Annotated in this window: 18 protein-coding genes, 2 tRNA genes, 3 rRNA genes and 2 pseudogenes; 10 read left to right on the top strand and 15 right to left on the bottom strand. The window is 62.0% G+C overall.

All coding sequences use genetic code 11. The features are described from left to right. Positions 1-87: 87 nt before the first annotated feature. Together OKW40_RS14540 and OKW40_RS14535 are read left to right on the top strand one after the other, a co-directional pair. The gene (locus OKW40_RS14540; RefSeq protein ID WP_429490295.1) at positions 88-1,878 is read left to right on the top strand and encodes a M61 family metallopeptidase; all 1,791 of its coding nucleotides are present in this window, start codon (positions 88-90) and stop codon (positions 1,876-1,878) included. Positions 1,879-2,069: 191 nt separating this feature from the next. Then, positions 2,070-2,666 carry an FMN-dependent NADH-azoreductase gene (locus tag OKW40_RS14535; protein WP_184009117.1) on the top strand — a complete coding sequence of 199 codons (597 nt, stop codon included), beginning with the start codon at positions 2,070-2,072 and terminating at the stop codon, positions 2,664-2,666. Positions 2,667-2,792: 126 nt separating this feature from the next. Here OKW40_RS14535 and OKW40_RS14530 read toward each other — a convergent pair whose 3' ends face one another. From OKW40_RS14530 to rpe, 8 genes are all read right to left on the bottom strand, one after another. Next, a complete protein-coding gene (locus OKW40_RS14530; protein ID WP_429356210.1) occupies positions 2,793-3,608 on the bottom strand; it encodes a uracil-DNA glycosylase in 816 nt (271 codons plus the stop codon). An 85-nt stretch (positions 3,609-3,693) separates the two neighbouring features. After that, the gene (locus OKW40_RS14525; protein WP_429490293.1) at positions 3,694-4,320 is read right to left on the bottom strand and encodes a CYTH domain-containing protein; all 627 of its coding nucleotides are present in this window, start codon (positions 4,318-4,320) and stop codon (positions 3,694-3,696) included. 62 nt (positions 4,321-4,382) lie between these two features. Further along, positions 4,383-5,168, bottom strand: a complete 786-nt coding sequence (gene trpC / locus OKW40_RS14520; RefSeq protein ID WP_090802017.1) for an indole-3-glycerol phosphate synthase TrpC — start codon at positions 5,166-5,168, stop codon at positions 4,383-4,385. Positions 5,169-5,186: 18 nt separating this feature from the next. Next, positions 5,187-6,218: an anthranilate phosphoribosyltransferase gene (gene trpD, locus OKW40_RS14515; RefSeq protein WP_090805481.1), complete on the bottom strand. Its 1,032-nt coding sequence runs from the start codon at positions 6,216-6,218 to the stop codon at positions 5,187-5,189. Between the two features lie 19 nt (positions 6,219-6,237). Further along, positions 6,238-6,855: an aminodeoxychorismate/anthranilate synthase component II gene (locus tag OKW40_RS14510; protein WP_187616877.1), complete on the bottom strand. Its 618-nt coding sequence runs from the start codon at positions 6,853-6,855 to the stop codon at positions 6,238-6,240. 13 nt (positions 6,856-6,868) lie between these two features. Next, complete coding sequence (gene trpE / locus OKW40_RS14505; RefSeq protein ID WP_429490290.1) at positions 6,869-8,362, bottom strand: anthranilate synthase component I; 1,494 nt, start codon at positions 8,360-8,362, stop codon at positions 6,869-6,871. A 376-nt stretch (positions 8,363-8,738) separates the two neighbouring features. Next, positions 8,739-9,455 carry a phosphoglycolate phosphatase gene (locus tag OKW40_RS14500; protein ID WP_184065695.1) on the bottom strand — a complete coding sequence of 239 codons (717 nt, stop codon included), beginning with the start codon at positions 9,453-9,455 and terminating at the stop codon, positions 8,739-8,741. Between the two features lie 13 nt (positions 9,456-9,468). Further along, entirely contained in the window at positions 9,469-10,152 is a 684-nt protein-coding gene (gene rpe, locus OKW40_RS14495; RefSeq protein ID WP_018420129.1) for a ribulose-phosphate 3-epimerase, read from the bottom strand. Between the two features lie 327 nt (positions 10,153-10,479). Between rpe and apaG the strand changes: the two genes are divergently transcribed. Next, positions 10,480-10,854: a Co2+/Mg2+ efflux protein ApaG gene (apaG, locus tag OKW40_RS14490; protein ID WP_184009102.1), complete on the top strand. Its 375-nt coding sequence runs from the start codon at positions 10,480-10,482 to the stop codon at positions 10,852-10,854. Between the two features lie 145 nt (positions 10,855-10,999). On the opposite strand, the gene OKW40_RS14485 is transcribed toward apaG, so the two are convergent. Then, on the bottom strand, positions 11,000-11,173 hold the full coding sequence (locus tag OKW40_RS14485; RefSeq protein WP_167368587.1) for a hypothetical protein: 174 nt from the start codon (positions 11,171-11,173) through the stop codon (positions 11,000-11,002). A 16-nt stretch (positions 11,174-11,189) separates the two neighbouring features. Here OKW40_RS14485 and mltA point away from each other — a divergent pair, with 16 nt between their 5' ends. After that, positions 11,190-12,308 carry a murein transglycosylase A gene (gene mltA, locus OKW40_RS14480; RefSeq protein WP_221307826.1) on the top strand — a complete coding sequence of 373 codons (1,119 nt, stop codon included), beginning with the start codon at positions 11,190-11,192 and terminating at the stop codon, positions 12,306-12,308. Positions 12,309-12,496: 188 nt separating this feature from the next. Here mltA and paaK read toward each other — a convergent pair whose 3' ends face one another. From paaK to paaN, 4 genes are all read right to left on the bottom strand, one after another. Beyond that, on the bottom strand, positions 12,497-13,801 hold the full coding sequence (gene paaK / locus OKW40_RS14475; RefSeq protein ID WP_184052426.1) for a phenylacetate--CoA ligase PaaK: 1,305 nt from the start codon (positions 13,799-13,801) through the stop codon (positions 12,497-12,499). Between the two features lie 112 nt (positions 13,802-13,913). Next, entirely contained in the window at positions 13,914-14,375 is a 462-nt protein-coding gene (gene paaI, locus OKW40_RS14470) for a hydroxyphenylacetyl-CoA thioesterase PaaI (RefSeq protein WP_429490288.1), read from the bottom strand. Between the two features lies 1 nt (position 14,376). Beyond that, the gene (gene paaG / locus OKW40_RS14465; RefSeq protein WP_429490286.1) at positions 14,377-15,168 is read right to left on the bottom strand and encodes a 2-(1,2-epoxy-1,2-dihydrophenyl)acetyl-CoA isomerase PaaG; all 792 of its coding nucleotides are present in this window, start codon (positions 15,166-15,168) and stop codon (positions 14,377-14,379) included. A gap of 166 nt (positions 15,169-15,334) precedes the next feature. Beyond that, positions 15,335-17,035 carry a phenylacetic acid degradation protein PaaN gene (gene paaN / locus OKW40_RS14460; protein WP_429490284.1) on the bottom strand — a complete coding sequence of 567 codons (1,701 nt, stop codon included), beginning with the start codon at positions 17,033-17,035 and terminating at the stop codon, positions 15,335-15,337. Positions 17,036-17,170: 135 nt separating this feature from the next. Between paaN and OKW40_RS14455 the strand changes: the two genes are divergently transcribed. The 6 genes from OKW40_RS14455 to rrf all read left to right on the top strand — a co-directional run bounded on the left by OKW40_RS14455 (position 17,171) and on the right by rrf (position 23,798). Continuing rightward, the gene (locus OKW40_RS14455) at positions 17,171-17,947 is read left to right on the top strand and encodes an enoyl-CoA hydratase (RefSeq protein WP_184036005.1); all 777 of its coding nucleotides are present in this window, start codon (positions 17,171-17,173) and stop codon (positions 17,945-17,947) included. 469 nt (positions 17,948-18,416) lie between these two features. Beyond that, positions 18,417-19,949: ribosomal RNA gene (locus OKW40_RS14450) — 16S ribosomal RNA — on the top strand. A 74-nt stretch (positions 19,950-20,023) separates the two neighbouring features. Next, a tRNA-Ile gene (locus tag OKW40_RS14445) sits at positions 20,024-20,100 on the top strand. A gap of 53 nt (positions 20,101-20,153) precedes the next feature. Beyond that, a tRNA-Ala gene (locus OKW40_RS14440) sits at positions 20,154-20,229 on the top strand. A gap of 346 nt (positions 20,230-20,575) precedes the next feature. Then, positions 20,576-23,457, top strand: a 23S ribosomal RNA gene (locus OKW40_RS14435). Between the two features lie 227 nt (positions 23,458-23,684). Continuing rightward, a 5S ribosomal RNA gene (gene rrf, locus OKW40_RS14430) occupies positions 23,685-23,798 on the top strand. Together the 16S, 23S and 5S rRNA genes with 2 tRNA genes alongside form the textbook arrangement of a ribosomal RNA operon. Positions 23,799-23,918: 120 nt before the next feature. Here rrf and OKW40_RS14425 read toward each other — a convergent pair. Together OKW40_RS14425 and OKW40_RS14420 are read right to left on the bottom strand one after the other, a co-directional pair. Then, positions 23,919-24,393, bottom strand: a pseudogene (locus OKW40_RS14425) (transposase); the annotation flags it as partial. 102 nt (positions 24,394-24,495) lie between these two features. Then, positions 24,496-25,693: pseudogene (locus OKW40_RS14420) on the bottom strand (M20 aminoacylase family protein). Positions 25,694-25,753 lie beyond the last annotated feature (60 nt).

The raw sequence follows: 25,753 nt of genomic DNA, 5'->3' as shown, positions 1-25,753 counted from the left end.
AACTGAAGGAGGCGCACGCAGCGCCTCCTTTCGCATCGAGCCCCGAACTTCTCCGCCTCACTCTCCTGACACTCCCAAGCGCCGCCGATGAAGCCGATCCGCTACACCATCGTTCCGGGTAACCCCGCCGCCCACCTGTTCGAAGTCACCGTGACCGTCGCCGATCCCGATCCGGCCGGCCAGCGTTTCATGCTGCCGGTGTGGATTCCGGGCAGCTACATGGTGCGCGAGTTCGCGCGCAACATCGTCACGCTGCGCGCGGTGAACGACGCGGGCCGCAAGGTGCGCGTCGAGAAGATCGACAAGCACATGTGGCAGGCCGCGCCGGTCAAGGGAGCCTTGACGCTGCGCTACGAGGTGTACGCATGGGACCTGTCGGTGCGCGCCGCGCATCTGGACGACACGATCGGCTTTTTCAATGGCACCAGCGTGTTCCTGTCGCCGCTCGGCCATGAGGACGCGCAGTGCGTGGTCGATATCCAGAAGCCGCAGGGCGCGGCGTATCGCGGCTGGCGCGTCGCGACCGCGCTGCCGGAAGCGCGCGGCACGAAGCGCTATGGCTTCGGCGAATACCGCGCGCAGAACTACGACGAACTGATCGACCATCCTGTGACGCTCGGGGAATTCGCGCTCGCGACGTTCAAGGCGCACGGCGTGCCGCACGACGTCGTGATCGGCGGTCGCGTGATCGGGCTCGACATGGAGCGTCTGTGCAAGGATCTGAAGCGCATCTGCGAAGCGCAGATCGCGTTGTTCGAACCGAAGTCGAAGAAGGCGCCGGTCGAGCGCTACGTGTTCATGACGCAGGCTGTCACCGACGGTTACGGCGGGCTCGAGCATCGCGCGTCGACCGCGCTGATCTGCAATCGCACCGATCTGCCGGTGCAGGGCCGCGAGCCGATGAGCGAGGGCTACCGGACCTATCTCGGTCTGTGCAGCCACGAGTATTTCCACACGTGGAATGTGAAGCGGATCAAGCCGGCCGAGTTCGCGCCGTATGACCTCGGCGTCGAAAACTACACGTCGATGCTGTGGCTGTTCGAGGGCTTCACATCGTATTACGACGACCTGATTCTCGTACGCAGCGGCGTGATCTCGCAGGACGACTATTTCGGCCTGGTCGGCAAGGTGATCGGCGGGGTGCAGCGCGGCAGCGGGCGCCTCAAGCAGAGCGTCGCCGAAAGCTCGTTCGATGCGTGGGTCAAGTACTACCGGCAGGACGAGAACGCGCCGAACGCGATCGTCAGCTATTACACGAAGGGCTCGCTGATCGCGCTCGCCTTCGACCTGACGATCCGCGCGCAGACCGGCAACCAGAAATCGCTCGACGACGTGATGCGTCTGCTGTGGAAGCGCTTTGGCCGTGACTTTTATCGAGGCAAGCCGGTCGGCGTCGACGAAAGCGAGATCGAGGCGATTTTCGCGGAAGCGAGCGGCGCGCAACTGGCCGAACTGTTCGCCGAGGGCGTGCGCGGCACGCGCGATCTGCCGCTCGACGCGCTGCTCGCGCCGTTCGGCGTGGCGCTCGCGCCGGACGTCGACAAAAACGGCAAGCCGTCGCTCGGCGTGCGGCTACGCGGCGGCGCGGATTGCGCGCTCGCGACCGTGCACGAGGGCAGCGCCGCGCAGAAGGCCGGCCTCTCCGCTGGCGACGTGCTGATCGCGATCGATGGTCTGCGCGTGACCGGCGGGAATATCGATGCTCTGCTGATGCGCTATCAGCCGGGCGCGAAAGTCGACGTGCACGCGTTCCGCCGCGACGAGCTGCGGGTCACGCAGGTGAAGCTCGACGGCCCCGAAGTGGCCCGCTACAAGCTCACGGTCAGCGATCACCGTCCCGCCGCGCGCAAAGCCCTTGAGCGCTGGCTGACGAAGTGATCGGCGTGGTGGTGGGCCGCACCGGGCGGTCCACCGATCGTCGCCTGTCCCGTCGTCAATCGGCGGAGGAGGGCGGTTGATTGTTCTACCCATGCAACAATCCTTCGCCGCCGGACGGCTTTTTCGCCGGCCGGTAAAAAAACACAATGACTTCACTCGCGCAACACTGCGCGCCCCTACTGGAGTCAACCATGACCACGATCCTGCAAATCAACTCGGCAGCCCGTTCGCAAGGCGCGAACTCGACGCTTCTCGTCAACGAGCTGACGGAAAAGCTGCAACAGTCGAATCCGGGCGCGCAAGTCGTCGTCCGTAATCTGCAAGCCGAACCGCTGCCGCACCTCGACGACGCCGTGCTCGGCGCGTTCTTCACGCCGGCCGACCAGCGCACCCCGGAACAGGCCGCCATCGCCGCACGCAGCGAAGCGCTGATCGCCGAACTGCAAGCCGCCGACGTCATCGTGATCGGTGCGCCGATGTACAACTTCGGCATCTCGTCGCAACTGAAGACGTACTTCGACTTCATCGCACGTGCGGGCATCACGTTCCGTTACACCGCGAACGGCCCGGAAGGCCTCGTGACGGGCAAGAAGGTCCACGTCGTGTCGGCGCGCGGCGGCAAGTATCTCGGCACGCCGAACGATAGCCAGACGCCGTACCTGAAGAGCTTCCTCGGCTTCCTCGGCATGACCGACGTGAACTTCATCTACGCCGAAGGCCTGAACATGGGCCCGGACGCCGCGAACGCCGCGCTGAGCTCGGCACGCGAAGCGATCGCCGCGGTTTAAGCGGGTTTGTCCTGCCGCATTGCGCAGCTTCGATGCGGCGCGAGCGGTGAAAAGAATAACGCCACGGATGGGTCCACCCTCCGTGGCGTTTTCGTTGTGTATCGCAATCTTCTGACGACGACGCTCTCACGCAAGCATTTGCGCGTCGTCCGGTAGACGCCAGTCGATCGGCTCCCGGCCGTGCTGCAACAGATATTCGTTCGCCTTCGCGAAATGCCCGCAACCGAGAAAGCCGCGATGCGCGGACAGCGGCGACGGATGCGGCGCCTCCAGCACATAGTGCGACTTGCCCCCGAGTAGCGCGCGCTTTGCCTGCGCATGCGCGCCCCACAGCATGAAGACGAGGTTCTGATGCCGCGTCGCGAGTTCGTGGATCAGCGTGTCGGTACATTTCTCCCAGCCGCGTTTCGCGTGGCTCGCGGCGCTGTCGCGCTCGACGGTCAGCACCGTGTTCAGCAGCAGCACGCCCTGTTTGGCCCAGCTGTCGAGGCAGCCGTGCTGCGGCGTCCGGTGACCGAGACTCGCGGCGATTTCCTTGAAGATGTTGCGCAGCGACGGTGGCGGCCGCACGTGCGGCGCGACCGAAAACGCGAGACCGTGCGCCTGCGGCGTGCCGCGGTCTTCGCCGTGGTACGGGTCCTGGCCGAGGATTACGACTTTCACTTCGTCGGGGCTCGTCAGGCGGAGCGCGCGGAACACGTCGGCCGGATAGATCGTTTTGCCGGCGGCACGCTCACCGTCGACGAAGCGGCACAGCGGCGCGTAGGTGTCGCTGTCGATGAAGGGTTTCAGATGCGCGCGCCAGGCCGCTGGTAGCGCGGCGAACTGTGCTTCGAGCGTGGGCGGGGCGGCGGTGGGGGCGGCAGAGGCCGGGGCGGGCGCGACATCGTCGAACAGCGATGCCTGCGGCAAACTGGCGCGGGTGCGGGAAGCGGAGGTCATGGCGGGGAAGTGTCGCAGCAAACGCGGACTAGCTCAAGTTGCGGCAAGCGAGCGCATGAGGTGCCGCGGGTTTCGGGCAACGCGCTCACCTGGCGCGCAACCGATACCCGCGCTGCGCCTTGCTGATGTCATCCGGCGCGAGGCCGGCAATCCGTTTGCCGAGTTCGGCGGCGAGCGTGTGAAGCGCCGCTTCGTCGCCCGATTTCAGTTCGAGCTCGATCTCCGAGATCGGCGCGCGGCGCGCTTCATCGTCGACTTCGGCAAGCACGTCGCCCTGATCGATCGCCGCCTCGATCTGAGCGCCGTCGGAGTCGAGCAGCCATAGCGTGCGCGTGAAATTGGTGTGGAACAGCTCGATCAGCGCAGGCGCGGCCTGTTTCAGTGCATCCGCGGCGGCGGGTTCGTCGCAAGCGCTCAGCAACGATCCGATTTCGAGCTTCGCGCCCGCGACCGGCAATTCCCATTCGTGCCGGCTATGCAAGCCGTTCGTCGCCGTGCCGACCGTCTTGAAGGTCTGCAGCCAGCCGTCCGGGGTCTGCCGTAGACGCAGCGCGCTCTTTGACGACGCCAGCGTCAACTGCGGCGTATCGAAGTAAATGTTCACGAGCTTGATCGCGCGTCCGTTCTTGCCGGCGCGCGCGGCGAACCACTGCGTCGCCGCCTGCACCTGCGAAGCCGGCAGCGCCAGCTTGATTTCGCGTTCCATGCCCATGCTGGGTGTCCTCGTTGCGTGGATTTCTCTGCGCCCGATACGCGGATACATCGATACGACGCTCAGAAAAACATCCGCGCGAGTTCCACGCCCGGCTCGTCCGCGCGCATGAACGCTTCGCCGACGAGGAAGGTATGCACATTCCGCGCGCGCATGCGCTCGACGTCGTCGCGCGACAGGATGCCCGATTCGGTCACGACGATGCGATCGTCGGGAATCGCGTCGAGCATGCCGAGCGTCGTGTCGAGCGAGGTTTCGAAGGTGCGCAGATTGCGGTTGTTGATGCCGATCAGTGGCGTCTTCAGCGTCAGCGCTTCCTTGAGTTCATCGCTGTCGTGCACTTCGACGAGCACTGCGAGCCCCAGCGAGTGCGCGAGCGCTTCGAGGTCCTGCATCTCGGCGGTTTCGAGCGCGGCGGCGATCAGCAGGATCGCGTCGGCCCCCATCGCGCGCGCTTCGACCACCTGATACGGATCGACGATGAAGTCCTTGCGTATCACCGGCAACTGGCACGCGGCGCGCGCTTGCTGCAGATAGGCGACGCTGCCCTGGAAGAACTGCACGTCGGTCAGCACGGACAGACACGCCGCGCCGTGCTTCTCGTACGAACGCGCGATGTCGGCCGGCACGAAGTGCTCGCGCAGCACGCCCTTCGACGGGCTCGCCTTCTTCACTTCGGAGATCACCGCGGCGAGACCCGCCGTGTGCTTGGCGCGCAATGCGCCGACGAAGTCGCGGAGATCGCGCGACGACGCTTCGAGCCGCAGTTCTTCGAGCGGCACGCTTTGCTCGGCCGCCCGGACTTCTTCGCGTTTGACCGCGATGATGCGGTCGAGGATGTCGCTCATAAATGTCTCGCTACGTGATTACTGCTTGAATTGCTGGGTGAAGCGCACCAGTTCGTCGACCTTCGCGCGTGCCTTGCCGCTCGCGATCGCTTCGCGCGCGAGCTCGATGCCGTCCGCGATCGTGGCCGCGACGTTCGCCGAATAGAGTGCCGTGCCGGCGTTCAGCGTGACGATTTCCCGCGCGACACCCGGCTTGTTGCTGAGCGCGTCGAGCAGCATGACCTTCGACTCGCCCGCGTCGGCGACTTTGAGCGTGCGGTTCGACACCATCTGCATGCCGAAGTCTTCCGGATGGATCTCGTACTCGCGGATCTCGCCGTCGCGCAACTCGCCGACCAGCGTGGCGCCGCCGAGCGACACTTCGTCCATGCCGTCCATCCCGTACACGACGAGCACGTGTTTGGCGCCGAGGCGCTGCATCACGCGCACCTGAATGCCGACGAGGTCGGGGTGAAACACGCCCATCAGCTGATTCGGCGCGCCGGCCGGATTGGTGAGCGGCCCGAGGATATTGAAGATCGTGCGGATGCCGAGTTCCCGGCGTACCGGCGCGACGTTTTTCATCGCCGGATGATGGTTCGGCGCGAACATGAAGCCCATGCCCGTTTCCGCAATCGATGCCGCGACCTGCTCCGGCTGCAGATCGATGTTGACGCCGAGCGCTTCGAGCACGTCCGCGCTGCCCGACTTGCTCGATACGCCGCGATTGCCGTGCTTTGCGACCTTCGCGCCCGCCGCGGCCGACACGAACATCGTCGCGGTGGAAATGTTGAAGGTGTGCGCGCCGTCGCCGCCGGTGCCGACGATATCGACGAAGTTCGAGTTGTCCTGCACGTCGACGTGCCGGGCAAATTCACGCATCACCGTGGCGGCCGCGGTGATTTCGCCGATGGTCTCTTTTTTGACGCGCAGGCCGGTGATGATCGCCGCCGACATCACGGGCGACAGTTCGCCGCGCATGATGAGGCGCATCAGGTGCAGCATTTCGTCGTGAAAAATCTCGCGGTGCTCGATGGTCCGCTGCAAGGCTTCCTGGGGCGTAATGGACATGATCTCGTCTCCCTTTGTGTCAGGCATTGCGGGGCGCCGCGTGACTCGAGGCCTTGCCGGCGACGGCGAGCTTCGACTGCTTGACGAAGTTTTCGAGCAGCGCGTGGCCGTGTTCGGACAGGATCGATTCCGGGTGGAACTGCACGCCTTCCACGGCCAGTTCCTTGTGGCGCACGCCCATGATTTCGCCGTCTTCAGTCCATGCCGATACTTCGAGGCAGTCTGGCAGCGATTCGCGTTCGATCGCGAGCGAGTGGTAGCGCGTCACCGTAAAGTGCTTCGGCAGGTCTTCGAATACGCCCTTGCAGTCGGTTTCGATCGTGCTGACCTTGCCGTGCATGATGGTCTGCGCGCGCACGACGCGGCCGCCGAACGCCTCGCCGATCGCCTGATGGCCGAGGCACACGCCGAGAATCGGCGTCTTGCCGGCGAATTCGCGCAGCACGTCGAGCGTGATGCCCGCGTGTTGCGGATTGCTCGGGCCCGGCGACAGGCAGATGCGCTCGGGGTTCAGCCTGGCGATTTCATCGAGCGTGATTTCGTCGTTGCGGTAGGTGCGCACGTCTTCGCCGAGTTCGCCGAAGTACTGCACCAGGTTGTAGGTGAACGAGTCGTAGTTGTCGATCATGAGCAGCATGGTGTGTCTCCGGTCAGAAGTCGCTATCGAGGCCGTCCTGGACCTGCTCGGCGGCGCGCATTACCGCGCGTGCCTTGTTCTCGGTCTCCTGCCATTCGGATTCGGGCACCGAATCGGCGACCACGCCCGCGGCCGCCTGCACATACAGATTGCCGTTCGCGATCACGCCGGTGCGGATCGTGATGGCCAGATCCATCTCGCCGGTGAACGACAGATAGCCGACCGCCCCGCCGTACAGGCCACGCTTGACGGGTTCGAGCTCGTCGATCAGCTCCATCGCGCGGACCTTCGGCGCGCCCGACAGCGTGCCGGCCGGGAAGGTGGCGCGCAGCACGTCGAAATTGGTCATGTCGTTCTTGAGCTTGCCTTCGACCGAGCTGACGATGTGCTGCACGTGCGAGTACTTCTCGATCACCATCTTGTCGGTCACGACCACCGAGCCGATCTGCGCGATGCGGCCGACGTCGTTGCGCGCGAGGTCGATCAGCATCACATGCTCGGCGATTTCCTTCGGATCGTTCAGCAGCTCGGTAGCGAGCGCGGCATCGCGCTCGGGCGTGTTGCCGCGCGGACGGGTGCCGGCCAGCGGGCGGATCGTGACGATACGGTCCTCGCCGCGCTTTTCCTGGCGCACCAGAATCTCCGGCGACGCGCCGACCACGTGGAAGTCGCCGAAGTTGTAGTAGTACATGTACGGCGACGGATTCAGCGAGCGCAGCGCGCGATACAGCGACAGCGGATTGTCGCGGTACGGCTTGATCAGGCGCTGACCGACCTGCACCTGCATCAGTTCGCCGGCGGCGACGTATTCCTTCGCCTTGCGCACGGCCGCCAGGTAATCGTCTTTCGCGAATTCGCGGTAGATCTCGGTGCGTACGCTGGCCGACACGACGGGCGGCTCGACGGTGACGCGCAGCCGCTGGCGCAGTTCGCGCAGACGGTGCTTCGCTTTCGTGTAGGCCTCAGCCTGGGTCGGGTCGGCGTAGACCACCAGATAGAGCTTGCCGGCGAGGTTGTCGATGACCGCGACTTCCTCGGTCAGCAGCAGCTGGATGTCGGGCAGATTGAGGTCGTCTTTCGGCGCGCTGTGCGCGAGCTTCTTCTCGATGTAGCGCACCGCGTCATAGCCGAAGTAGCCGGCGAGACCGCCCGTGAAGCGCGGCAGCCCCGGGCGTTGCGCGACCTTGAAGCGCGCCTGGAATTGCTGGATGAACGCGAGCGGATCGCCGTCGTGCGTCTCGACGACCTTGCCGTCGCGGACCACTTCCGACACGCCGTTGCGCGTGCGCATGAGAGTCCGCGCCGGCAGGCCGATGAACGAATAACGCCCGAAGCGTTCGCCGCCGACCACCGACTCCAGCAGGAACGAGTTCGCGCCGTTGCGCTCGGTCTGCGCGAGCTTCAGGTACAGCGACAGCGGCGTCTCGAGGTCGGCGAGCGCTTCGGCGATCAGCGGGATGCGGTTGAAACCCTCGTTGGCGAGGGACTGGAATTCGAGTTCGGTCATGTTCCGATCCTGTACGGTGGTCCGGCGGCAGCAAGCGTCGGGCAAAGCGGGGCTAAGCGCCTCCGGTCAGGGCGTGGGTCGACGTTCTCGACACAATGATACCGACCGGCGCGGGTCTTCCATCGGCGCGTGCGAGCGGTGCGGGTGAGCAACGGTACCTTGCGGGTACGCGCAGGCTCAATCAGCCGATGCAGGTGCGCAAAAACAGATCGATGGAAAAAGCGCGTGAGCGCAGCGAAGTAAAAAACGGTTGCCGAAGACGAGCTTCAGCGTACCTCAGGCGAGGTTAGCGCGACCAGCGACGCCAGGGCCAGGCTCCCCGGTCGATGCTAATCAGACTCCGTTTTTTATTCAGAAACATGAGGATGAAGGACTGTTAAGTCGTGGATTGATGCGCTGCGATCGCCCTGGCGGCGTCGAGCAGCGAGGCAACTATACCATCGGATTTTATCGTTTGTATAGCTTGGCCGTGGTTGTACCCGTAGGGCACGGTCAGCGTCGCCATGCCGGCCGCGCGGCCCGCCAGCGCGTCGTTTTCCGAGTCGCCGATCGCCACCGTGGCGCTCGGCTCGACGCCGAGTTGCGCGGCGGCGGTCAGCATCGGAAGCGGGTCCGGTTTCTTTTTCGCGAGACTGTCGCCGCCGAGCACGACGCTGAAATACGGTGCAAGCCGGTACTGCTGCAGCAGTTCGAGCGCGAAGCGGTGCGGCTTGTTGGTCACGCAGGCGAGCTTCAGGCCCGCGTCGCGCAGCGCGCGCAGACCGGCCTCGACGTCTGGATAAAGCCGCGTGTGCACGCCGTTGATCTTCGCGTACTCGGCCTGATAGATCGCGAGCGCTTCGTCGAAGCGCTCTTGCGCGTGCTCGGCTTCGAAGCGCGGCGCAAGCACGCTGCGGATCAGATGCTCCGAACCCTTGCCGACGTAGCCGACCACTTCCTCGCGCGTCGTTTCCTCCGCGTCGAGCTGAGCGAGCATACCGTTCAGGCCGGCGGTGAAGTCGTCGGCCGTGTCGATCATCGTGCCGTCGAGGTCGATGATCGCGGCTTCGAGGCGCGCGCCAGTAAACGTCGGGGCGGGATACGAAGTGGTCATGAGGCGCTGGTTTTTAACGCTGGACGGTCGCGAGGGCGGCGCGCATCTTGTCGATCACGACCTTGTGATCGGGCTGGCCAAAGATCGCCGAGCCGGCCACGAACGTGTCCGCGCCGGCCGCCGCGATTTCCGCGATGTTGTCGACCTTCACGCCGCCGTCCACTTCGAGGTGGATGTCGCGGCCGGTGCGCTCGGTGTACGCGTCGATGCGTTTGCGCGCTTCACGCAGCTTGTTGAGCGCCTCGGGGATGAACGACTGGCCGCCGAAGCCCGGGTTCACCGACATGATCAGCACGAGGTCGACCTTGTCCATCACATGATCGAGATAGTTCAGCGACGTCGCCGGATTGAACACGAGGCCGGCCTTGCAGCCGTGGTCGCGGATCAGCGACAGCGTGCGGTCGATGTGATCCGACGCTTCCGGGTGAAAGCTGATCAGGTTCGCGCCGGCTTTCGCGAAGTCCGGCACGATGCGGTCGACGGGACGCACCATCAGGTGCACGTCGATCGGCACGTCCACGTGCGGGCGGATCGCTTCGCATACGAGCGGGCCGATGGTCAGGTTCGGCACGTAGTGGTTGTCCATCACGTCGAAGTGGATCCAGTCGGCGCCGGCGGCGACGACGTTGCGGACTTCTTCGCCCAGGCGGGCGAAGTCGGCGGAGAGAATGCTGGGGGCGATGCGAAATTGCGTCATGACAGGGGCCGATGCAAGCGGGAAAGCGCCATTTTACCGGTTTTGCGCGTGCAGACCGGGGTGCTGGCCGCGGTTGGCGTGGCGGAATCGCGCGATGAAACTTCGCAAAGTACCGGCGCAAAAACGACATGGAGACTGGGCGCGGCAAAGCAGCCGTGTCCCAACGTCTTAGACACTGCTGGCCGAAAGGCGTATCCGGTTGCGGCCATGCCCCGCATCAAGCAGAATGCCATTCCATGAGCGCCGCATCGCCGCTGCACCCGCAGACCATTGGCGTTCGGGCCTTCCACGATTTTTCACAGCCCGTTTGATCAGATCGGAATCAGGATGAGCCAGTACGAATTCAGCGTCTCGGCGCAGGTGCACTACCTGCCCGAAGAATCGGACCCGGAGCGTCGCCAGTACGCCTTTGCCTACACGCTGACCATCCGTAACACCGGCCAGGTGCCCGCACAGTTGATCGCGCGTCACTGGATCATCACCGACAGCGAGAACACCGTCCAGGAAGTCAAAGGCCTGGGCGTGGTCGGTCATCAGCCGCTGCTCAAGCCGGGCGAGCATTTCGAATACACGAGTTGGGCAGTGATCGCGACGCCGGTCGGCACGATGCGCGGCGATTACTTCTGCGTGGCGGAGGATGGTGAGCGCTTCGAGGCGCCGGTGCCGGAGTTCGTGTTGCGCATGCCGCGGACGTTGCATTGAACCGGCGCGGTGTTGCGCGGTCTTTAATGAGTTCGTATCGGCGCGCGGCGCAGCGGGCAGTTGAGTGGGTGGTTGGATGAGCGCTCAGACGAGCGCTTGAGGCGCGAGGGGTTGCGCGGTTCTGTATGCAACCCGCCGGCCAGGCTCACTGCGGCTTTTGCTGTTGGGACCGTTCCGCCGGCTTGGCACGTCGCGCTTTTTTCTTGCCAGACGACGTCCACACAACGATAAAGACGAGCAGGAACAGCGCGAGCAGCGATTCCAGCGCGAAGATGAGCATCGGGTATTCGTCGAACAAATCAGACATGGCGGTTTCCATCAAGAACGAACATTGTATGCGTTTTGTCCGCCGAGCCGGCGCGTGGGTCGGTGCATTGTCGGTTGCGGTGTTGCTTGCCTCCTGCGGTGGCGGCGGCGCGCTCCGGCCTTCGCCGCCGAGCGGCGCGGCGATCATCCCCGGCCAGATCGCGTCGTCGCGCTTGACCGCGGTTGCGTGGCAGCAGGTGCCGGGCTGGCAGGACGACTCGCTGATCGGCGCGACGGCTGCGTTGCGGCAAAACTGCACGAGGCTCGCGCGTCAGCCGAACTGGTCGCGTGCATGCGCGGCCGCCGCGCAAATCGACGATCTCGACGTCACCGGCGCGCGCGCCTTCTTCGAAGCCTACTTCACGCCGTTCCAGCTCGCGAATAGCGACGGCACGCTCGACGGTCTGGTCACCGGTTACTACGAGCCACTGCTGCGGGGCTCGCGCACGCGGCATGGGGTATATCAGACCGCGCTGTACCGCTGGCCCGCCGGCTATCGCGCGGGGGCGCCGTTGCCGGCGCGCGCCCAACTCGAACGCTCGGGCGCGCTCAGCGGCAACGAACTCGTGTGGGTCGACGATCCGATCGAAGCATTCTTTTTGCAGGTGCAGGGCTCCGGGCGCATCGTGATGGAAGACGGCAGTGTGATGCGCGTCGGCTTTGGCGGTACCAACGATCAGCCGTACAAGTCGATCGGGCGCTGGCTGCTCGATCATGGCGAGATCACACCCGCGCAGGCAACGATGCAGGGCATCAAGGCATGGGCACGCGCGAATCCGACGCGCGTCGATGGATTGCTCGACACCAATCCGCGCTTCGTGTTTTTTCGCGAGATGCCGTCGGCCGAAAGTATGCCGAGCGGCGGCGCGGACGGTCCGATCGGCGCGCTCGGCGTGCCGCTGACACCGGAGCGCTCGATTGCGGTCGACCCGAGCGCGATTCCGCTCGGCACGCCGGTGTTCCTGCAGACCACACGGCCGCTGACGAACTCGCCGATGAACCGCCTCGTGTTCGCGCAGGACACGGGCACCGCGATCAAAGGCGGCGTGCGCGCCGACTACTTCTGGGGCCTCGGCGACGATGCCGGTGATCTGGCTGGCAAGATGAAGCAGGGTGGCCGGATGTGGTTGCTGCTGCCGAATTCGTGAGGCGGTGGGGCGCAGGCGGAAGCGTGACTGCCGTTTGAGTTACAGCGGTTTTCGGGAGGCGGGTTGGAGGCTGCCGCGAAGCCGTCAATAGAAGTCGTGGAAATCGGCGTCACGTTCGGATCAGGATCCGTTCGTGACGCCGTTTTTTGTTGGGCTCTTACGCTGCGCGTCGTTGCCGGTTGCCTGACTTAGAGCCCCGATCTGCGCTTGTCGACCACCCGCCGCGCCTTGCCCACCGAGCGCTCGATCCCATTCACGGCCAGCACGTTCACCACCGCGCTTACGCCAATCAGCGCCTTGATGTCGTACGCCAGCGCGTTTTTCGCGGTGGTTAGCGCGGAAGTATCCGGCGCGCTTTCGGGGCACGGTTCGACGTTCAGCGTCAACACGTCGAGCGGCCCTTCCTTCGTCAGTACGATCTGATAGTGCGGCGCGAGCGCGTGCTGCTTGAGCAGCAACTCTTCGATCTGCGTCGGGAACACATTGACGCCACGGACGATCATCATGTCGTCCGAGCGGCCCGTGATTTTTTCCATACGCCGCATCGTGCGGGCGCTGCCCGGCAGCAGGCGCGTGAGATCGCGCGTGCGGTAGCGGATGATCGGCAGCGCTTCTTTCGTCAGCGACGTGAACACGAGTTCGCCGAGTTCGCCATCGGGCAGCACCTCGCCCGTTTCGGGGTCGATGATCTCGGGATAGAAATGGTCTTCCCAGATCGTCGGGCCGTCTTTGGTCTCGATGCACTCCGAGGCGACGCCCGGGCCCATCACTTCGGAGAGACCGTAGATGTCGACCGCGTCGATGCCCATGCGTTTTTCGATCGCCTCGCGCATTTCGTTGGTCCACGGCTCAGCGCCGAAGATGCCGATGCGCAATGAGCAGCTAGCCGGGTCGATACCCTGGCGCTCGAGTTCGTCGGCGATCGACAGCATGTAGCTCGGTGTCACCATGATGATGTCCGGCCGGAAGTCCTGGATCAGCTGCACCTGCTTTTCGGTCTGACCACCGCCGAACGGAATCACGGTGAGCCCCGCGCGCTCGGCGCCGTAATGCGCGCCGAGGCCGCCCGTGAAGAGGCCGTAGCCGTAGCTCACGTGCACCTTGTCGCCGCGCTTCGCGCCGGCGGCGCGTATCGAACGGGCGACGAGATTCGCCCACGTGTCGATGTCGCGCGCCGTATAGCCGACGACGGTCGGCTTGCCGGTCGTCCCAGACGATGCATGGATTCGCGAAATCTGCTCCTGCGGCACCGCGAACATGCCGAACGGATAGTTGTCGCGCAAATCCTTCTTCGTCGTGAACGGAAAGCGCGCGAGGTCCGCGAGCGACTTGACATCGCCCGGATGAACACCGGCTTCGTCGAACTTGCGCCGGTACACCGGCGAATTTTCATACGCATGGGTGAGTGACCATTTGAGCCGTTCAAGTTGGAGCGCGGCGAGCTCGTCGCGGCTGGCGGTCTCGATCGGATCGAGCGGAAGAGCGGTGCTCATCGAATGTCTCCTTGCTGCCTCAGTATCTGAGTTTGATATGTAACGCGTTGGCGTCAGAGAGCCACGCAGACAGTCGTCCGCGAGGGCGGCTCTGGCTTGCCGCCGCTCAATGTCAGTCGCCGGTGGGAATCAGGTTGCCCCTGATTTGCGCCGACTTGCCGCGAAACATCGCGACGGTCTCGCCGGCGCGATTCGTGACGCGAATATCGTAGATGCCAGTGCGCCCGCTCGATGTCTGCTCGACCGCTTCGGCGCTCAGCACGTCGCCGCCGTAGACCGGCCGGAGGTATTCGATCGAGCAGCCGGCGGCAACCGTATTGATGTTGTAGGTGTTGCAGGCGAACGCGAAGGTCGAATCGGCGAGCGTGAAGATCAGGCCACCGTGGCAGATCTGATGGCCGTTCAGGAAGTCGTCGCGCACCGCCATGCGCAGCCGCGCATAGCCGGGGCGCACTTCGAGAATCTCGAGCCCGAGCGCGCGACTGAAGGCGTCGTTTTCGTACATCGCGGCGGCTGTCGCGCGGGCGAGTTCGTCGGCAGTCATCTGGTCGGGGCGGGTGGTTTGCGTGGACATCTCAACGCCCCTCGAAGCGCGGCGCGCGCTTTTCGATAAATGCCTGCACGCCTTCCGCGTAATCGTGCGAGGCGCCTAGTTGGCGCTGCAGATCACGCTCGAGATCGAGCTGCTGGTCGAGCGATTGCGTCGTGCCGGCACGCATCGCCTGCTTGATCGCGGCGATCGCGCGCGTCGGTTGCTGGGCAAGCTGGGCCGCGAGTTTTGCCGCGGCCGGAGCCAGTTCGGCGTCGTCGAGCGCTTGCCAGATCAAGCCCCAGCTTTCGGCTGTGTCGGCGCTGAGCTTGTCGCCGATGATCGCGAGGCCGAGCGCGCGTGCCATGCCAACGCGTTGCGGCAGGAACCACGTCCCGCCCGAATCCGGCACGAGGCCGATCTTCACGAACGCCTGGATGAAACTCGCGGAGCGAGCTGCGAGCACCAGGTCGCAGGCCAACGCGAGATTGGCGCCCGCGCCGGCCGCCGTGCCGTTGACCGCGGCGATCACCGGAAACGGTAGCGCTTGCAGACGGCGGATCAACGGATTGAAGTATTCATCGATCACGGCGCCGAGGTCGGTCATCGCGCCGGGCGTGAAATCGAGGTCGGCGAGATCCTGGCCGGCGCAGAAGCCGCGTCCCGCGCCGGTGAGCACGAGCGCACGGGCGCCGGACTTTTCGACCTGGTCGAGTGCCGCGCCGAGTTCCTGATGCATCGCGCGCGTGAAGCTGTTGAGCTTGTCCGGGCGGTTCAGCGTGAGGGTGGCGACGTGGCTCGATGAGTCGATGTCCAGCCGGATCGCTTCATATGACATGGGGTGTCTCCTCAAACTCTCTTTGGCCGATGGGCACGGTCGCTCGACTAGCGTCGGCGCGTGATGCCGATCCGATGTCTGATGTTAGTCAGAGCGCACGACTCGGTCCATCCGCCGAACGGCATAGGACGAAGTCGTGCGTTGCGCTGAAGCCTTCTTATGCCGTTCAGCCAGCTACCGCGGGCGCCGCTTTCGGTTCAACATGAACGCGGCTTTGAACGACACGGAAGCGGTTGGCGACGAAAGCGGCATCGGCAAGCGCGGCATTCGCGGCCGGGTTGGCGCCGGTGCCGTGAAAATCCGAAAAAGCCGCGGACTGGTTGACGAACACGCCACCGGTCAGGTTGATCGACAGTGCGACGCCGCCGCGAATCGACGCTTCGTGCGCGGCGTCGAGCACGGCGTCGTCCCTGCTGTAGACCGCCAGCGTTAGCGCGCCGTGCTCGGCAGCAATGTCGCCAGCGAGGTCGAGTGACTGCGCGGTCGAATCCGTCGCGATGACGAACGAGATCGGCCCGAACCATTCTCTCGTGAACTGGGCGCGGTCGGTCGAGGCGTCGAGTTGCAATACGAGCGGTGTGCGCACGCGAGCGCCCGGAAAGGACGGATGGTCGAGCGTCTGGCTCGCGACGAGAACGCGGCCGAGCCCGGCGGCTTCGTCGAGGCGCTGCACGACGCCTTCGTTCTGGATCGCGCCGAGCACTTCGACGGCGCGGGCCGGATCGGCGACGAGCTTTTGCACCGCGCCGGCAAGCGCCTGGGAGACATCGTCAAAGCTGAGCGTGCCTTCCGCGGTGCGAATGCCGTCTCGCGGTACGTAGATATTTTGCGGCGCGGTGCACATCTGGCCTGAGTACAGCGCCAGCGAGAACGCGATGTTGCGCGCGGCCGCCTTGATGTCGTCGACCGAGTCGATGACGATCTGATTGACGCCAGCTTTTTCGGTGTAGACCTGCGCCTGGTGCGCGTTGCGCTCGAGCCAGGTGCCGTTCTGGGTGCTGCCCGTGAAGTCGATCAGTTTGATCTCGGGGCGCTGGGCCAGTTGCTGGACGAGGGCGCCGTCGTTCGGGGCGGTGGCCAGCAGCGTGACGACGTTCGGATCGAAGCCTGCTTCGCGCAACACGTCACGCGCGATGCGCACGGTCAGCGCGAGCGGCAGGATCGCGCCCGGATGCGGCTTGACGATCACCGTGTTGCCGGTGGCCAGATCGGCGAACAGGCCCGGATAGCCGTTCCACGTCGGGAATGTGCAGCAGCCGAGCACGAGGCCGATGCCGCGCGGCACGACGGTGTAGCGCTTGTGCATCGCGAGCGGCGGGTTTTTGCCTTGCGGCTTTTCCCAGTACGCGTCGGCGGGGATACGGCGCAGCTGATCCCAGGCATACGCGACCGCTTCGAGCGCGCGATCCTGCGCGTGTGGGCCCCCTGCCTGGAAGGCCATCATGAACGCCTGACCGGTCGTGTGCATCACGCTGTAGCCGAGCTCGAAGCTGGCGCGATTCAGGCGCGCGAGGATTTCGAGGCTCACGCCGATCCATGCCTGCGGGCCGACGGCGCGCCAATCGCGTTGCGCCGCGGCAGATGCGGCGATGAGCGCGCTCGGGTCGGCTTTCGGGTAACGCACGCCGAGCTGGAAGCCGAACGGCGAAACCTCTGCGCCGACGGTCTCTCCCGTCGACGGTTGGTCCAGGTCGAACGTTTTGTCTAGAAGCGCCTTGAACGCGGCTTCGCCGTCCGCGTTAGCTGTTTCCCCGTACACTTTCGGACTGGGCATCTCGACGAACGGGCTCCAGTAGCCGCGCGTTTCGAGCGCGGCGAGCGCTTTGTGCAGCGTGTCTTCGTGCTTGGTGAATAGCGGATGTGTCATGGCAAAGAGGCTCGGCTGTACGTTGGGGAAATACCTGTCGAATAATTGACCGACCGGTTGGTTGGGGAATGGTAGCATCACCACAGACGATGCGCGAAGCGTTTTTCGCGTGCGATTAACCCTTATGGAGGCGGCATGGCTTACGAAAACATTCTGGTTGAGACGCGGGGACGGGTCGGACTGATTACGCTCAACCGTCCGAAGGCTCTGAATGCACTGAACGACGCGCTGATGGACGAACTAGGCGCAGCGTTGCGCGAGTTCGACGGCGACGAGTCGATTGGCGCAATCGTCGTGACGGGCAGCGAGAAAGCATTCGCGGCGGGTGCGGACATCGGGATGATGGCGTCGTACTCCTATATGGATGTCTACAAGGGCGACTACATCACGCGCAATTGGGAAACGGTTCGCTCGATCCGTAAGCCGATCATTGCCGCGGTGGCGGGCTTCGCGCTCGGCGGCGGCTGCGAACTGGCGATGATGTGCGACATCATTTTCGCCGCCGACACGGCGAAGTTCGGTCAACCGGAAATCAAGCTCGGGATCATGCCGGGCGCGGGCGGCACGCAGCGCTTGCCGCGGGCGGTGTCAAAAGCGAAGGCGATGGACCTCTGTTTAACCGCCCGTTTCATGGATGCCGCCGAAGCGGAGCGCGCCGGACTGGTTTCGCGCGTGATCCCGGCGGCATCGCTGCTTGACGAAGCGGTCGGCGCGGCCGCCACCATTGCGGAATTCCCGCTGCCGGCGGTGCTGATGGTCAAGGAGTCGGTCAACCGAGCCTTTGAAACGACGCTCGCGGAGGGCGTGCATTTCGAGCGCCGCCTGTTCCATTCGCTCTTCGCCACCGAAGACCAGAAAGAGGGCATGGCCGCGTTCGTGGAGAAGCGCAAACCGGTTTTCAAGCACCGTTAATACGCTTGTCAAAATATCGCTTGCAAGTCCCGATGTCGGCGACTAGAATTCCGCACTTTCGTGCTCCGGACGCCGGGGTGCGGAGAAGCGGGAAGCCTTTGATGGCGTGGGCTTCAGCGGCGTGGGCAGCTTAGGCGAGTGATAAAAACCTGTTGACGATCCGACGGAAGTTCTCCATAATCTCGCTTCTCTGCTGCAGACGCAGCGACGCAAACGAAGCGGTGCCGGGTAGTGGTGGTTCAGGCGCGGCGGGTTTGGCGGACCGATCTTTAAAAACTAACAGTCGATAAGTGTGGGCGCTTGATGCGGAATGCGGCGGCGGATTCTCCGGAATCTGCTGTCAGGCAGAAGTATCAGAAGCCTCACACAGTATTGGAGGAAGGTTTGTCTGTCGAAAGACGGATCAATCATCGTCAGTACGTTGAGTGAGCGACCGGGTTCGAGAGAGCCCGAACACAGTAACAGGTTTGAACTGAAGAGTTTGATCCTGGCTCAGATTGAACGCTGGCGGCATGCCTTACACATGCAAGTCGAACGGCAGCACGGACTCCGGTCTGGTGGCGAGTGGCGAACGGGTGAGTAATACATCGGAACGTGTCCTGGAGTGGGGGATAGCCCGGCGAAAGCCGGATTAATACCGCATACGCTCGGGAGAGGAAAGCGGGGGATCTTTCGGGACCTCGCGCTCAAGGGGCGGCCGATGGCAGATTAGGTAGTTGGTGGGGTAAAGGCCTACCAAGCCGACGATCTGTAGCTGGTCTGAGAGGACGACCAGCCACACTGGGACTGAGACACGGCCCAGACTCCTACGGGAGGCAGCAGTGGGGAATTTTGGACAATGGGCGCAAGCCTGATCCAGCAATGCCGCGTGTGTGAAGAAGGCCTTCGGGTTGTAAAGCACTTTTGTCCGGAAAGAAAACCTCGTGGCTAATATCCGTGAGGGATGACGGTACCGGAAGAATAAGCACCGGCTAACTACGTGCCAGCAGCCGCGGTAATACGTAGGGTGCGAGCGTTAATCGGAATTACTGGGCGTAAAGCGTGCGCAGGCGGTGCTGTAAGACCGATGTGAAATCCCCGGGCTTAACCTGGGAACTGCATTGGTGACTGCAGCGCTGGAGTATGGCAGAGGGGGGTGGAATTCCACGTGTAGCAGTGAAATGCGTAGAGATGTGGAGGAACACCGATGGCGAAGGCAGCCCCCTGGGCCAATACTGACGCTCATGCACGAAAGCGTGGGGAGCAAACAGGATTAGATACCCTGGTAGTCCACGCCCTAAACGATGTCAACTGGTTGTCGGGCCTTCATTGGCTTGGTAACGTAGCTAACGCGTGAAGTTGACCGCCTGGGGAGTACGGTCGCAAGATTAAAACTCAAAGGAATTGACGGGGACCCGCACAAGCGGTGGATGATGTGGATTAATTCGATGCAACGCGAAAAACCTTACCTACCCTTGACATGTATGGAATCCTGCCGAGAGGCGGGAGTGCCCGAAAGGGAGCCATAACACAGGTGCTGCATGGCTGTCGTCAGCTCGTGTCGTGAGATGTTGGGTTAAGTCCCGCAACGAGCGCAACCCTTGTCCCTAGTTGCTACGCAAGAGCACTCCAGGGAGACTGCCGGTGACAAACCGGAGGAAGGTGGGGATGACGTCAAGTCCTCATGGCCCTTATGGGTAGGGCTTCACACGTCATACAATGGTCGGAACAGAGGGTTGCCAAGCCGCGAGGTGGAGCCAATCCCAGAAAACCGATCGTAGTCCGGATCGCACTCTGCAACTCGGGTGCGTGAAGCTGGAATCGCTAGTAATCGCGGATCAGCATGCCGCGGTGAATACGTTCCCGGGTCTTGTACACACCGCCCGTCACACCATGGGAGTGGGTTTTACCAGAAGTGGCTAGTCTAACCGCAAGGAGGACGGTCACCACGGTAGGATTCATGACTGGGGTGAAGTCGTAACAAGGTAGCCGTATCGGAAGGTGCGGCTGGATCACCTCCTTTCCAGAGCTGTGCATTCATTGCACTCAAGTGCTCACGCTTATCGGCTGTGGTTAGAAGCAACGCAGGCAGGCTCAGGGTCTGTAGCTCAGCCGGTTAGAGCACCGTCTTGATAAGGCGGGGGTCGATGGTTCGAATCCATCCAGACCCACCAGTGTCTTGTCTGGTGAGCTGAAGGGCTGGGGCCGCTGGACTATCTGTGGGACTGGGGGATTAGCTCAGCTGGGAGAGCACCTGCTTTGCAAGCAGGGGGTCGTCGGTTCGATCCCGTCATCCTCCACCAATCCTCAATGCGCAGGGTTCTGCATGAAGGCAGAGCGTTGCGCATTGGCGATTGAGCCAGTCAGAGCGGTATGAGGCACAGGCTTCATACCGGCTGCCGTTCTTTAACAATCAGGAAGAAGTAGTAAAGAGATTCACGAAAGCGTACCTGGAGATGGGTGTGTGAGTAGGTGAATCAGGGTTGTGATTGTATCGATGTATTTTAAAGGTGATCGAGAGATCGCTTTGGAATACGGCGCAACACGAATACTCAACCTGTAGCGAGTGCGTCTATCCCCTCCGGGGATGGGACCCACGTAAGCGCTAAAGCGCTAACGTGGGTCGACACAGAGACACACCCGTTATAGGGTCAAGCGAACAAGTGCATGTGGTGGATGCCTTGGCGATCACAGGCGATGAAGGACGCGGTAGCCTGCGAAAAGCTCCGGGGAGCTGGCAAACGAGCATTGATCCGGAGATGTCCGAATGGGGAAACCCACTCCTAATGGAGTATCCGTAGCTGAATCCATAGGCTGCGTGAGGCGAACGCGGTGAACTGAAACATCTAAGTAACCGCAGGAAAAGAAATCAACCGAGATTCCCAGAGTAGTGGCGAGCGAAATGGGATCAGCCGGTACACGTTATCCGTATTGTTAGTCGAACGCTCTGGAAAGTGCGGCCATAGCAGGTGATAGCCCTGTAGACGAAAACAGCATGGAAGAACTGGGTGTACGAGAAGTAGGGCGGGACACGTGAAATCCTGTCTGAAGATGGGGGGACCATCCTCCAAGGCTAAATACTCGTGATCGACCGATAGTGAACCAGTACCGTGAGGGAAAGGCGAAAAGAACCCCGGGAGGGGAGTGAAACAGATCCTGAAACCGCATGCATACAAACAGTCGGAGCCTCTGCGAAGGGGTGACGGCGTACCTTTTGTATAATGGGTCAGCGACTTACATTCAGTGGCGAGCTTAACCGATTAGGGCAGGCGTAGCGAAAGCGAGTCCGAACAGGGCGTCCAGTCGCTGGGTGTAGACCCGAAACCAGGTGATCTATCCATGGCCAGGTTGAAGGCACGGTAACACGTGCTGGAGGACCGAACCCACTAACGTTGAAAAGTTAGGGGATGAGCTGTGGATAGGGGTGAAAGGCTAAACAAACCTGGAAATAGCTGGTTCTCTCCGAAAACTATTTAGGTAGTGCCTCGTGTCTCACCTTCGGGGGTAGAGCACTGTCATGGTTGTGGGGTCCATTGCGGATTACTACGCCATAGCAAACTCCGAATACCGAAGAGTGCAATCACGGGAGACAGACATCGGGTGCTAACGTCCGGTGTCAAGAGGGAAACAACCCAGACCGCCAGCTAAGGTCCCCAAATATGGCTAAGTGGGAAACGAAGTGGGAAGGCTAAAACAGTCAGGAGGTTGGCTTAGAAGCAGCCACCCTTTAAAGAAAGCGTAATAGCTCACTGATCGAGTCGTCCTGCGCGGAAGATGTAACGGGGCTAAGCCATATACCGAAGCTGCGGATGCACAGTAATGTGCATGGTAGGAGAGCGTTCCGTAAGCCTGCGAAGGTGCACTGGAAAGTGTGCTGGAGGTATCGGAAGTGCGAATGCTGACATGAGTAGCGATAAAGGGGGTGAAAGGCCCCCTCGCCGTAAGCCCAAGGTTTCCTACGCAACGTTCATCGGCGTAGGGTGAGTCGGCCCCTAAGGCGAGGCAGAAATGCGTAGCTGATGGGAAGCAGATTAATATTTCTGCACCATTGTGAAATGCGATGGGGGGACGGATCGCGGAAGGTTGTCCGGGTGTTGGAAGTCCCGGTCCTTGCATTGGAGAAGGCGCTTTGGCAAATCCGGGCGCGGGATTCAAGGGTGCGAGGCGAGCCACTTCGGTGGCGAAGCAACTGGAAGGGGTTCCAGGAAAAGCCTCTAAGCTTCAGTTTCACAGTGACCGTACCGCAAACCGACACAGGTGGGCGAGATGAGTATTCTAAGGCGCTTGAGAGAACTCGGGAGAAGGAACTCGGCAAATTGGTACCGTAACTTCGGGATAAGGTACGCCCTCATAGCCTGACTGGCCTGCGCCAGAAGGGTGAAAGGGTTGCAATAAACTGGTGGCTGCGACTGTTTAATAAAAACACAGCACTCTGCAAACACGAAAGTGGACGTATAGGGTGTGACGCCTGCCCGGTGCCGGAAGATTAAATGATGGGGTGCAAGCTCCTGATTGAAGTCCCGGTAAACGGCGGCCGTAACTATAACGGTCCTAAGGTAGCGAAATTCCTTGTCGGGTAAGTTCCGACCTGCACGAATGGCGTAACGATGGCCACACTGTCTCCTCCCGAGACTCAGCGAAGTTGAAGTGTTTGTGATGATGCAATCTCCCCGCGGCTAGACGGAAAGACCCCATGAACCTTTACTGCAGCTTTGCATTGGACTTTGAACCGGTCTGTGTAGGATAGGTGGGAGGCTATGAAGTTGGGACGCCAGTCTCAATGGAGCCGTCCTTGAAATACCACCCTGATCTGTTTGAGGTTCTAACCTTGGCCCGTGATCCGGGTCGGGGACAGTGCATGGTAGGCAGTTTGACTGGGGCGGTCTCCTCCCAAAGTGTAACGGAGGAGTACGAAGGTACGCTAGGTACGGTCGGAAATCGTGCTGATAGTGCAATGGCATAAGCGTGCTTGACTGTGAGACTGACAAGTCGAACAGGTGCGAAAGCAGGTCATAGTGATCCGGTGGTTCTGTATGGAAGGGCCATCGCTCAACGGATAAAAGGTACTCTGGGGATAACAGGCTGATACCGCCCAAGAGTTCATATCGACGGCGGTGTTTGGCACCTCGATGTCGGCTCATCTCATCCTGGGGCTGTAGCCGGTCCCAAGGGTATGGCTGTTCGCCATTTAAAGAGGTACGTGAGCTGGGTTTAAAACGTCGTGAGACAGTTTGGTCCCTATCTGCCGTGGGCGCTGGATATTTGAAGGGGGCTGCTCCTAGTACGAGAGGACCGGAGTGGACGAACCTCTGGTGTACCGGTTGTCACGCCAGTGGCATCGCCGGGTAGCTATGTTCGGAAGAGATAACCGCTGAAAGCATCTAAGCGGGAAACTCGCCTTAAGATGAGATATCCCCGGGGCTTCGAGCCCCTTGAAGGGTCGTTCAAGACCAGGACGTTGATAGGTCAGGTGTGCACGTACAGTAATGTACTGAGCTAACTGATACTAATTGCCCGTAAGGCTTGATCCTATAACAGGTGTGTCTCGACCCGCGGTAGTGCTTCAGCACTTACGCGGGTCCGATCCCCGAAGGGGATTGGTGTGAACTCCCGCGGGAGCTCACAGAAACGCACGGTTGGGATTCAGTGTTGTGCCAGAAACAACACAACCCCCCACACTCGAATCCTTTACGCTTCTTCCCGATTGGCTGTGGCGCAACCGGTTGACTCCAGCCCTGCGACGCAGCAACCCGTCATGCCTGATGACCATAGCGAGTCGGCCCCACCCCTTCCCATCCCGAACAGGACCGTGAAACGACTCCACGCCGATGATAGTGCGGATTGCCCGTGTGAAAGTAGGTAATCGTCAGGCTCCCCCCCAGTCAGAAACCCCACCCGCCGCGGTGGGGTTTTTGCGTTTACGCGGCCAAAATTAACAAACAGCATTGAAGCAAGCGACACCTCCGCCCGCCTCAACGCTCTTCAACTGGTTCTCCCGCTGCCGACGCAATATACCCCAGACCCGGCGATAACCATAGCTCGGCAGGTCAGTGACGGTCAGCCGTATTTCTTCGACCAGCCCGGCATCGTCCGTCTTCCTGGCGTGGGCCGGCCCCCGGCAATGAGGGGGAGCGCGCAATCCATTTTCGCGACTTCGCCACCTCCACCGCCTCACGGAGAATCTCGTTCTCCATTGTCTTTTTGCTGAGCAGTCGCTGGAGTTTCCTGATTTGCTTCAGCGCATCGCTCAGCTCCGACGATGGTACGACTTCCTCGCCGGCACTGACAGCCGACGGGCTGCCATCCTGATACAGCTTGCGCCAGTGAAACAGCTGGTTCGGATTCACGCCGTGCTGGCGTGCAACCATCGAGACCGACTTGCCCGGCTCGAAACTCTCTCTCACCATCGCCAACTTCTCTTCCGCTGACCACCGCCGCCGGCGTTCCGGTCCCATCAACACTTCCATCACTTCTTGTTTGTTGTTAGTCAAAAACACAGTCATATGCCTTCCCGCTATTTTAAGTGGGAAACTGTGTCCGGCGATTCAGGGGGCCGCTCCATCAACTCTCTACTTCCCTTGCGCCAGAAACTTCTGCGCCAGTCGGACCCAATACGTCGATCCCACCGGCAACAACTCGTCGTTAAAGTCATAACTCGCGTTGTGCAGCATACAAGGGCCCGCGCCGTGGCCCGCCTCGCGGTGGCCGCCATCGCCGTTGCCCAAAAACGCATAGCAACCCGGTTTCGCCAGCAGCATGAACGAAAAATCTTCGGCACCCATGGTCGGTTCAACCGCGTCATCGACATTTTCCGCGCCAACGATCTCTTTCATGACCGACGCCGCAAAACGCGCTTCCTCGCTGCTGTTGATCGTCGGGGGATAGTTCCGGTGGAATTGGATCTGAACGGAGCAATCGTATGCTTCGGCTGTACTGTGCGCGATCTTGCGCATGCGTGACTCGATCAGGTCGAGCGTTTCTGTAGTGAAGGTCCGAACGGTCCCCGCGATCCATGCGTCGTCCGGTACTACATTGACCGCATCGCCCGCATGTATCTGCGTTATCGACAATACCGCAGTATCCAGCGGCTTTTTGTTTCGCGTGATGATGCTTTGCAGCCCGTTGGCAATTTGCACCGCCGCAAAGACCGGATCACGGCCATTGTGCGGTAGCGCTGCATGCGAGCCGACGCCCTTGATTTCGATGCGAAATTCATTGCTCGACGCCATGATCGGGCCTTCGGTCACGCCGAAGTGGCCCGCCGGCATGCCCGGCCAGTTGTGAATGCCAAACACGGCGTCCACGGGGAATTTGTTGAACAAGCCGTCGTCCATCATAGCCTTCGCGCCGGCGCCGCCTTCTTCAGCCGGCTGGAAAATTGAACACGATCGTGCCGTCGAAAGCACCATGTTTGGCTAGGTAGTGCGCGGCACCGAGCAGCATCGCCGTATGTCCGTCGTGCCCGCACGCATGCATCTTGCCGTCGTTCGTCGACCGATGATCGAAGCTGTTGAGCTCCTGGATCGGCAGCGCGTCCATGTCGGCTCGCAGACCAATCGCGCGCGAGCCGTTACCTCGTTTCAATACGCCGACCACGCCCGTCTTGCCGAAACCACGGTGGGTCTCGATGCCCCAGGACTCGAGCGAACGCGCGACGAGATCAGCAGTCGCCGTCTCTTCGTAGCGCAGCTCCGGGTGGGCATGGATGGTTCGTCGAAGGGTCTGGATTTCGCCGCGAGCGGCCTGAATTTCGGGGATGAGTTTCATGATGGAGTGATTATGCGTTTGTGCTTGACGAGCATGAGATCGCCGCGGACCACGTCGGCC

Origin of the sequence: Paraburkholderia sp. RAU6.4a (assembly GCF_050435625.1) — a bacterium.
GTDB lineage: Bacteria > Pseudomonadota > Gammaproteobacteria > Burkholderiales > Burkholderiaceae > Paraburkholderia > Paraburkholderia tuberum.
This window is presented reverse-complemented; position numbering and strand designations above follow the sequence as displayed.

Coding starts and splice junctions, on each gene's coding strand:
- OKW40_RS14540 (WP_429490295.1), top strand. CDS start 88: ATGAAGCCGATCCGCTACACCATCGTTCCGGGTAACCCCGCCGCCCAC.
- OKW40_RS14535 (WP_184009117.1), top strand. CDS start 2,070: ATGACCACGATCCTGCAAATCAACTCGGCAGCCCGTTCGCAAGGCGCG.
- OKW40_RS14530 (WP_429356210.1), bottom strand. CDS start 3,608: ATGACCTCCGCTTCCCGCACCCGCGCCAGTTTGCCGCAGGCATCGCTG.
- OKW40_RS14525 (WP_429490293.1), bottom strand. CDS start 4,320: ATGGGCATGGAACGCGAAATCAAGCTGGCGCTGCCGGCTTCGCAGGTG.
- trpC (WP_090802017.1), bottom strand. CDS start 5,168: ATGAGCGACATCCTCGACCGCATCATCGCGGTCAAACGCGAAGAAGTC.
- trpD (WP_090805481.1), bottom strand. CDS start 6,218: ATGTCCATTACGCCCCAGGAAGCCTTGCAGCGGACCATCGAGCACCGC.
- OKW40_RS14510 (WP_187616877.1), bottom strand. CDS start 6,855: ATGCTGCTCATGATCGACAACTACGACTCGTTCACCTACAACCTGGTG.
- trpE (WP_429490290.1), bottom strand. CDS start 8,362: ATGACCGAACTCGAATTCCAGTCCCTCGCCAACGAGGGTTTCAACCGC.
- OKW40_RS14500 (WP_184065695.1), bottom strand. CDS start 9,455: ATGACCACTTCGTATCCCGCCCCGACGTTTACTGGCGCGCGCCTCGAA.
- rpe (WP_018420129.1), bottom strand. CDS start 10,152: ATGACGCAATTTCGCATCGCCCCCAGCATTCTCTCCGCCGACTTCGCC.
- apaG (WP_184009102.1), top strand. CDS start 10,480: ATGAGCCAGTACGAATTCAGCGTCTCGGCGCAGGTGCACTACCTGCCC.
- OKW40_RS14485 (WP_167368587.1), bottom strand. CDS start 11,173: ATGGAAACCGCCATGTCTGATTTGTTCGACGAATACCCGATGCTCATC.
- mltA (WP_221307826.1), top strand. CDS start 11,190: ATGCGTTTTGTCCGCCGAGCCGGCGCGTGGGTCGGTGCATTGTCGGTT.
- paaK (WP_184052426.1), bottom strand. CDS start 13,801: ATGAGCACCGCTCTTCCGCTCGATCCGATCGAGACCGCCAGCCGCGAC.
- paaI (WP_429490288.1), bottom strand. CDS start 14,375: ATGTCCACGCAAACCACCCGCCCCGACCAGATGACTGCCGACGAACTC.
- paaG (WP_429490286.1), bottom strand. CDS start 15,168: ATGTCATATGAAGCGATCCGGCTGGACATCGACTCATCGAGCCACGTC.
- paaN (WP_429490284.1), bottom strand. CDS start 17,035: ATGACACATCCGCTATTCACCAAGCACGAAGACACGCTGCACAAAGCG.
- OKW40_RS14455 (WP_184036005.1), top strand. CDS start 17,171: ATGGCTTACGAAAACATTCTGGTTGAGACGCGGGGACGGGTCGGACTG.